The sequence below is a fragment of the Algoriphagus sp. PAP.12 genome, from assembly GCF_026652115.1.
Lineage (GTDB): Bacteria > Bacteroidota > Bacteroidia > Cytophagales > Cyclobacteriaceae > Algoriphagus.
Genome location: NZ_JAPPSQ010000087.1, coordinates 1 through 310, shown reverse-complemented (window position 1 = coordinate 310; position 310 = coordinate 1). Strand labels below are relative to the sequence as shown.

Genomic DNA, 310 nt, shown 5'->3' with positions numbered 1-310 from the left:
ATTGTAGGCAGGTTTGAGTTGGCCATTCCTCATATGGTCTTCCTTCATCCGCATGAACGTGGCATCCGGATCGGTTTTGGAATAACTGTTCCGTCCTGCCAGTACTTCTTCTTTCTGGGTATATTCTTCCAGTTTGGCAGGCCAGTTCTTTTGGGCATAAGCCAACTTCTGTTTTACCTTCTTGTCAACAGCTTTCCCTTCCAGCGCCTGATTGATCTTTTCGATCGTCTGGGAGACTTTCCCTGCACTCGGATTCACAAAGTCGGGTTCTTCTGTGCCCAACTCAGCAGAGGCTACCCTACCGGCATAA

1 pseudogene is annotated in these 310 nt (G+C 48.7%); it reads right to left on the bottom strand.

The annotated features are described in order from the left end of the window. A pseudogene (locus tag O0V13_RS21570) lies at positions 1–310 on the bottom strand (IS5/IS1182 family transposase); the annotation flags it as partial.